This is a genomic window from Waltera intestinalis (assembly GCF_009695995.1).
GTDB lineage: Bacteria > Bacillota > Clostridia > Lachnospirales > Lachnospiraceae > Acetatifactor > Acetatifactor intestinalis.
Genome location: NZ_VUMU01000001.1, coordinates 366,234 through 372,680 on the forward strand (window position 1 = coordinate 366,234; position 6,447 = coordinate 372,680).

A 6,447-nucleotide genomic window follows, 5' to 3' on the forward strand; every position below is an offset into this window, starting at 1 on the left:
TGCGGGGAGAATACTGATGATACGAAACAAGAGTCTGGGGAAGAGACTTCTGGCGGCGGGGATTATGCTGATATTTAGTATGAGCGGCTGCGGAACAGACAATGAGATAGAGTTAACAGGGAATGGAATAGGAAGTGATGGAATAGAAGCTGCGGCAACGGTGGATTCTGCTGAGTTGACCGCTGCCGGGGAAACGGCATCGGATGTCACGGGTGGAGATGCTGCATCCACAGGAACTGCGGAGGATACGAATAAAACGGCACCGACTCCTGCCCCGGCGCCTCGGCAGGAGCTTACTACTGCGGACCGCATGGCGGACCGGACGAAAGTGAAAGGCATCTATGTCACCGGTCCCAAGGCCGGCAGCACCGGAATGGAAGATCTGATCGGACTGGTGGATGAGACGGAACTGAATGCTATGGTCATTGATGTGAAAAACGATGAAGGAAATGTGACGTTCCGGCTGACGAATGAGGAGATTACACAGAACATTCCCGTACTGGACCAGATATCCGAAATGCAGGCAGGAGTGCGCTACATCCGGGATATTCAGGCTTTGATGCAGGAACTGAAGGATCATAATATTTATACCATTGCGAGGATCGTATGTTTCAAGGATCCCATTCTGGCGGCGGCGAGACCGGAACTGGCATTGACGAAACCGGACGGCAAGCCGGTGACGGATGCCAACGGCCTGGCATGGGTGAATCCATACAGGCAGGAGGTCTGGGAATATCTGACAGAACTTGCCGAGATGGCAGCAGACCTTGGATTCGATGAGATCCAGTACGATTATGTGCGTTTTCCGGTGGGATCAGATGCCAATGCAGCGGACTACGGTGTGGATATGGATGCCTATCCGAAGAGGCAGGCAATACAGGATTTTCTCGCCTATGCAGGAGACAGACTTCACGAAAAGGGATGCGTGGTTACGGCGGATGTCTTCGGCACTATCATCGGAAGTGAGACCGACGTGCAGACGGTAGGGCAGGATTACACGGCGCTGGGACAGACCGTGGATGCCATCAGTCCTATGGTGTATCCTTCTCATTATGCGAACGGGGTATTCGGACTGAAGGTACCGGATGCGAATCCTTACGAGACGGTATTGGCGGCAATGCAGGGGTCTGTCGAAGAACTGCAGGAGATTCCGGAGGCAGAGCGGGCTGTGGTGCGTCCCTGGCTGCAGGCGTTTACCGCTACCTGGGTTCCGGGGCATATTTCTTATAACGGAACACAGATCAGGGAACAGATTCAGGCAGTTTATGATGCCGGTTATGAAGAATGGATCCTGTGGAATGCAACGAATCGCTACTCCGCGGAGGGATTGCTTGGTGCAGATGAGGTAGAAGATAATGAAAGTAATCAATAAGATCATGATAGGGATTGCAGTGATCTGTTTGCTGTTATGTGGCGGTATCCTGGTATTTGCACTGAATCCGGATATGACCGATGCTCTGGCACAGAGGCTGTATGGAAACGGAAATAATGCGGAGACTGTAACAGAGACAGCAGAGGCAATCGGAAATCCCAGCAATATAGGTACAGATGGAAGTATTTCGGTAACGCTGCCGGATCAGCCTGAAAACAGTCTGAGCGATTACATCAATCCGAATCCCCAGGAACCTCTGCGATATCCCGGCGGTAATACCGGAAGCTCCGACAGCGGTACTGTAGTCACACCGGCTCCCAGAAGTGACGCTGTGACGGATTTAAACTCTTATTATGAGAACTGTATTACACAGTTAAGCATTCTGGGGAGCGGAGATCAGCATTTTGACAATGTGGTTCCCAAGAGTCTGTGGAGTACCATTGAGCAGGCGTATAATACCGGAGCCTATGAGCAGGGATATGTGTCGGAGGTACTGAAAAAGCTTGGCATGGACAACTTTGCGATTCAGCTGCAACTGGTAGATCTCGGGGATGGGTATTACAGAGTATATCACAATGTGGTGACTTATTAGAGATTTGATGGTTCAGAGAAAATCAATCAAGAGGAACACTGTTATTAAAAAAAGGATTTCAGTGTTCTTTTTTGTTTGCATTGTAAGAATATATAATATTTAATGAATAATATTAAGAATCATTACTAATATTATTGACTAATAATTATGAATACGATATAATCATAATAAAGAAATAAATAAAACAGATCAGGAGTGTCATACTACATAGAAATAGCGTAGGCAGTATGGAAGATAGAAAATAGAAAAAGGAGAGATCTTATGGATAAAAAAGCAATGTACAAATTAAGTTATGGATTATATGTGGTAACTACGAGAAATGCAGAGAAAGCAAACGGCTGTATCGTCAATACCGCGATCCAGGCGGCTTCCACTCCGAATCAGATCTGCGTCTGCATTAACAAGGCAAACTATACCCACGATATGCTGTTAAAAACAGGTGTGTTTAATGTATCCGTACTCAGCAGGACGGCAGAGTTTCCACTGTATGAGCGGTTTGGCTTTCAGTCAGGCAGGGAAGTGGATAAATTTGCGGATTATACAGCATATAAAAATGCAGAGAACGGCGTGCCCTATATCACAGAAGGCACTAACGCATATATTGCAGTGAAAGTTACTCAGACCGTGGATCTGGGATCTCATACTATGTTCATCGGAGAAGTGACGGAGATGGAAGTATTAAGTGAAGAGCCATCCGCAAACTATGAGTATTATCAGGAAAATGTAAAACCCAAGCCGGTAGATACAGGGAAGACTGTGGACGGTCAGACAGTATGGCGCTGCACCATCTGTGGCTATGAGTATGTGGGAGAGGAACTGCCCGAGGATTTTATCTGTCCATTGTGTAAGCATCCGGCATCTGATTTTGAAAAAGTGATAAAGTAAATGACAGGAGGTCAGAATTATGAGTATTGACAGTAGAAAGGTAGTTGTAGTGGGCTGCGGATTTGTGGGATCTTCTTCCGCGTTTGCCCTGATGCAGAGTAAGCTTTTTTCGGAAATGGTATTGATCGATGCCGATCATGATCGTGCGGAAGGAGAAGCTATGGATATCAGTCATGGTATGGCATTTGCCAGCCCCATGAAGATCTATGCAGGTTCTTATGATGATATTACGGACGCCGCAGTCATTGTGATCACCGCCGGTGCCAACCAGAAGCCCGACGAGACGAGACTGGATCTGATCCGGAAAAACAGTGCCATTATGAAGTCCATTATCGGGGAGATCAAAAAGAGACCCTTTGAAGGAATCCTGCTCATTGTCTCCAATCCGGTAGACATTCTGACTTATATAGCCCTGAAGGAATCCGGCTATCCGGCAAACCGGGTCATCGGTTCAGGAACGGTATTGGATACCGGCAGATTCCGGTATGAACTGGGAGAACATCTGGGAGTGGACAGCAGAAGTATTCATGCTTTTATTATCGGCGAACATGGAGACAGCGAACTGGCAGCCTGGAGCGAGGCGAGAGTCGGTGGCATGCCTATCAACGATTTCTGTGAACTGCGGGGACATTATGACCATGAGGCATCCATGGAGAAAATATTTAACAGCGTGAAAAACAGTGCCTATGAGATCATTGCGAGAAAGCACGCAACCTATTACGGAATTGCCATGGCGGTATGCAGGATCTGCGCAGCAATTGTCCGTAATGAGCAGTCCATTCTGCCGGTATCCAGCCTGATGACGGGAGAGTACGGACTGGAGAATGTGGTGTTAAGCATTCCCGCTGTGGTGGATGAAAACGGTATTGAGACGGTGGTTCCTATTGAATTAAATGAGACAGAACTGTCAAAACTGCAGCAATCGGCAGCTGTATTGAAGAAAGTGATAGCGGAATTTTATCCGGATTAGTCTGAAGGTTTTAATAATGTGAAATGACTGCGCTGTGTCTGCAGGATCCCAAGCTTTGTAAGCTTGCCGAGTTCCGCGGACATGGCGCTTCTTTCTACTCCCAGATAATCCGCCAGTTCTTGACGGTTGAAGGGGATGGTGAAATCGTTGGAACCTTTCATTTTTGCCTGATCGGTCAGGTACGCCATTAGTTTTTCTCTGGTGGTTTTGCGGGAGGTATATTTGATTTTCTGGTTCAGATACATGTTGTTTTGTGCCACGATCCCCAAGAGATTGCGGATCAGGGTATGGTGAAACTCACAGCCGTTGTCACAGGTATTTAACAGTTTTTTCCCATTTAAAAACATAATATTGCAATCCTCCGCAGCCACGATATCCACAGGAAGATAAGGAATCCCGGCACAGGAAAAGGCCTCCCCGAACAGGGAACCCTCGGAGATGGAAGCGGTGATATTACGGTTGCCGTAGTAATCATCCTGCAATATGTGAATGGAACCTGATTCAATGATTCCGATAAAATCCGCCGGATCACCGGCATGCCTGATATACGCCTCCTTTTGATAGGATTTTGTATAGGCGTGCAGTCGCTTCAGCATAATGGGAATATCTTCGGGTAAAATGTTCTGAAAAAGAGGATTGCTCATAATAAAATCTCCTTTTGTTGGAAAACCAACATACTTGATGGGATGATTCTAGTATAATCCCCTCAGAAAGTCAAGGAGAGTTCAGGAAAGGAAGGATAACGATGTATAAAAATATTGAAAAACAGACGAAATTAAATCTGAAGGAGCTGGTGAAATACCAGGAGGGGCAGGTAGTCAGCAAGACTCTTGTACAGAACGACTATGTGAGTATGACGATTTTTTCCTTTGACAAGGGCGAGGAAATCTCCACCCATGCAGCAGGCGGTGATGCTATGGTAACCGTTTTGGAAGGCAAGGGCAGATTCACCGTAGGCGGCGAAGTATTCTACGTGGAAGAGGGCGAGACTCTGATCATGCCCAAGGATATACCTCACGCAGTATACGGTGAGGAGAGATTCAAGATGCAGCTGACAGTATCTTTCTGAGTTGTAGAAAAAATGCGGTTCTCTTTTGAGGTTTGTGCAAAATACCGTTTGTTTGGATTTCTTTGTTGGAAAAACAACATAATGAAATTCTGGATTTTGCAATACTGATCTTGTGATGAAACATAAGACGAATAATTAAGGTCAGATGTTTAGAAAAGTAAATGATGATTTAGAGACAAGCTAAGAGCATAGAAAAACCGAGGAGGAAAATATGATCCGAAAAATCATTCATATTGATGAAGAAAAATGCAATGGCTGCGGTATTTGTGCGTCTGCATGTCATGAGGGTGCGATAGATATTATTGATGGCAAGGCAAAGCTGGTCAGAGAGCATTTCTGTGATGGGTTTGGCGACTGTCTGCCCGGGTGTCCGACGGGAGCCATTACTTTCGAAGAGCGGGAGGCACCTGCCTATGATGAGGCGGCGGTGAAACAGGCACAGCAGTTAAAACAGCAGGAAAAAATGCAGCGGGAGGGTATGCAGATTCCACATGGGGGATGCCCGGGAAGCCGTATGCGTCAGATGCACCGGAAGGAAGATGCGGCAGTGACAGAAAACAGTTACGTTAATGACGCAATCAAATCTCAGCTGTGCAACTGGCCGGTCCAGATCAAACTGGCACCGTTGCAGGCACCTTATTTTGATGGGGCAAAGCTGCTCATTGCGGCAGACTGTACCGCCTATGCTTATGCAAATTTTCATAAGGAATTCATTCGCGGAAAAGTCACTTTGATCGGCTGTCCGAAACTGGATGCAGTGAACTACAGTGAGAAGCTGACGGAGATTCTGCGGAACAACGATATTCAGTCCGTGACCATTGTGCGCATGGAAGTACCCTGTTGCGGCGGTCTGGAAATGGCGGCAAAAAAGGCTATACAGGACAGCGGAAAGTTTCTGCCCTGGCAGGTTGTGACCATCGCCATTGATGGAGAGATTCTGGAATAAAATGTTTTTGCTGAAAGCAAGTGTCTGAAAAAGGAGATTGTATGAAAATGCAGGGAGACAGCATCATCAGTGCCCTGATCGGACTGGTGGGGGCCGTATCTAATAATGGAAGAACAGAGCAGACCGACAGCGTGATCCGGGAAGCGTTTCTGTGTTTGAAGGACGCAGACAGTGAGGAAGAAATTGTACAGAAGATACATGCAGAGAAATTCATCATTGCGCCGGACTGTGCCACCTGCCTCAATCCCTGCGGCAATACTTCGGATTATGACATGGCGCAATTTTATGCAGCAGATGCGAAGGTCATCTCTGCGAAGCGGGATTTGGTCGAAACTGTTTGTAAAAAGCTGGGTTCATCGGAAAATGTCCCGGAGGATGTTTATCAGGGAATTGCCTATCTTGGGTATGATCTGGAATCGGAGGCTTATGCGCAGATACAGCAGAAGATTATGTGCTAAGATTTGATTCAGTAAATTGAAAATTAAATGAATAGTTGCTTTAAAATCCACGCAGAAAGGACTGCCCGCCCCGGACTCGGATGCTAGCTACAACTGTGGATTTTCTAAAGGAAAGTGGCCAAGTGTTTCTCGTCATGACGGGGCCGCCTTTACGT

At 46.8% G+C, this 6,447-nt stretch carries 8 protein-coding genes; 7 read left to right on the plus strand and 1 reads right to left on the minus strand.

What is annotated here, in order from left to right; all coding sequences use genetic code 11:
* Positions 1-16: 16 nt before the first annotated feature.
* The 4 genes from FYJ59_RS01725 to FYJ59_RS01740 all read left to right on the plus strand — a co-directional run bounded on the left by FYJ59_RS01725 (position 17) and on the right by FYJ59_RS01740 (position 3,819).
* Entirely contained in the window at positions 17-1,372 is a 1,356-nt protein-coding gene (locus FYJ59_RS01725; protein ID WP_205839426.1) for a putative glycoside hydrolase, read from the plus strand.
* Positions 1,356-1,964 carry a flagellar basal-body rod protein FlgG gene (locus tag FYJ59_RS01730; protein ID WP_154495005.1) on the plus strand — a complete coding sequence of 203 codons (609 nt, stop codon included), beginning with the start codon at positions 1,356-1,358 and terminating at the stop codon, positions 1,962-1,964. The genes FYJ59_RS01725 and FYJ59_RS01730 overlap by 17 nt, the downstream gene beginning before the upstream one ends.
* Positions 1,965-2,225: 261 nt before the next feature.
* Positions 2,226-2,849, plus strand: a complete 624-nt coding sequence (locus tag FYJ59_RS01735; RefSeq protein WP_148445230.1) for a flavin reductase — start codon at positions 2,226-2,228, stop codon at positions 2,847-2,849.
* Positions 2,850-2,868: 19 nt separating this feature from the next.
* Positions 2,869-3,819, plus strand: a complete 951-nt coding sequence (locus tag FYJ59_RS01740; RefSeq protein ID WP_154495006.1) for an L-lactate dehydrogenase — start codon at positions 2,869-2,871, stop codon at positions 3,817-3,819.
* Here FYJ59_RS01740 and FYJ59_RS01745 read toward each other — a convergent pair.
* Positions 3,816-4,463 carry a Crp/Fnr family transcriptional regulator gene (locus FYJ59_RS01745; protein ID WP_154495007.1) on the minus strand — a complete coding sequence of 216 codons (648 nt, stop codon included), beginning with the start codon at positions 4,461-4,463 and terminating at the stop codon, positions 3,816-3,818. The genes FYJ59_RS01740 and FYJ59_RS01745 overlap by 4 nt on opposite strands.
* Before the next feature lie 101 nt (positions 4,464-4,564).
* Here FYJ59_RS01745 and FYJ59_RS01750 point away from each other — a divergent pair, with 101 nt between their 5' ends.
* The 3 genes from FYJ59_RS01750 (at position 4,565) to FYJ59_RS01760 (ending at position 6,292) form a co-directional block, all read left to right on the plus strand.
* Positions 4,565-4,888 carry a cupin domain-containing protein gene (locus FYJ59_RS01750; protein ID WP_022154036.1) on the plus strand — a complete coding sequence of 108 codons (324 nt, stop codon included), beginning with the start codon at positions 4,565-4,567 and terminating at the stop codon, positions 4,886-4,888.
* 211 nt (positions 4,889-5,099) lie between these two features.
* Positions 5,100-5,834 (plus strand): ATP-binding protein, encoded by a 735-nt coding sequence (locus tag FYJ59_RS01755; RefSeq protein ID WP_154495008.1) that lies wholly within the window; start codon positions 5,100-5,102, stop codon positions 5,832-5,834.
* A 41-nt stretch (positions 5,835-5,875) separates the two neighbouring features.
* Positions 5,876-6,292, plus strand: a complete 417-nt coding sequence (locus FYJ59_RS01760; RefSeq protein WP_154495009.1) for a hypothetical protein — start codon at positions 5,876-5,878, stop codon at positions 6,290-6,292.
* Positions 6,293-6,447: the final 155 nt, after the last annotated feature.

Bases quoted from the DNA above. Each gene is read 5' to 3' on its own strand.
- FYJ59_RS01725 (WP_205839426.1), top strand. From the start codon at position 17: ATGATACGAAACAAGAGTCTGGGGAAGAGACTTCTGGCGGCGGGGATT.
- FYJ59_RS01730 (WP_154495005.1), top strand. From the start codon at position 1,356: ATGAAAGTAATCAATAAGATCATGATAGGGATTGCAGTGATCTGTTTG.
- FYJ59_RS01735 (WP_148445230.1), top strand. From the start codon at position 2,226: ATGGATAAAAAAGCAATGTACAAATTAAGTTATGGATTATATGTGGTA.
- FYJ59_RS01740 (WP_154495006.1), top strand. From the start codon at position 2,869: ATGAGTATTGACAGTAGAAAGGTAGTTGTAGTGGGCTGCGGATTTGTG.
- FYJ59_RS01745 (WP_154495007.1), bottom strand. From the start codon at position 4,463: ATGAGCAATCCTCTTTTTCAGAACATTTTACCCGAAGATATTCCCATT.
- FYJ59_RS01750 (WP_022154036.1), top strand. From the start codon at position 4,565: ATGTATAAAAATATTGAAAAACAGACGAAATTAAATCTGAAGGAGCTG.
- FYJ59_RS01755 (WP_154495008.1), top strand. From the start codon at position 5,100: ATGATCCGAAAAATCATTCATATTGATGAAGAAAAATGCAATGGCTGC.
- FYJ59_RS01760 (WP_154495009.1), top strand. From the start codon at position 5,876: ATGAAAATGCAGGGAGACAGCATCATCAGTGCCCTGATCGGACTGGTG.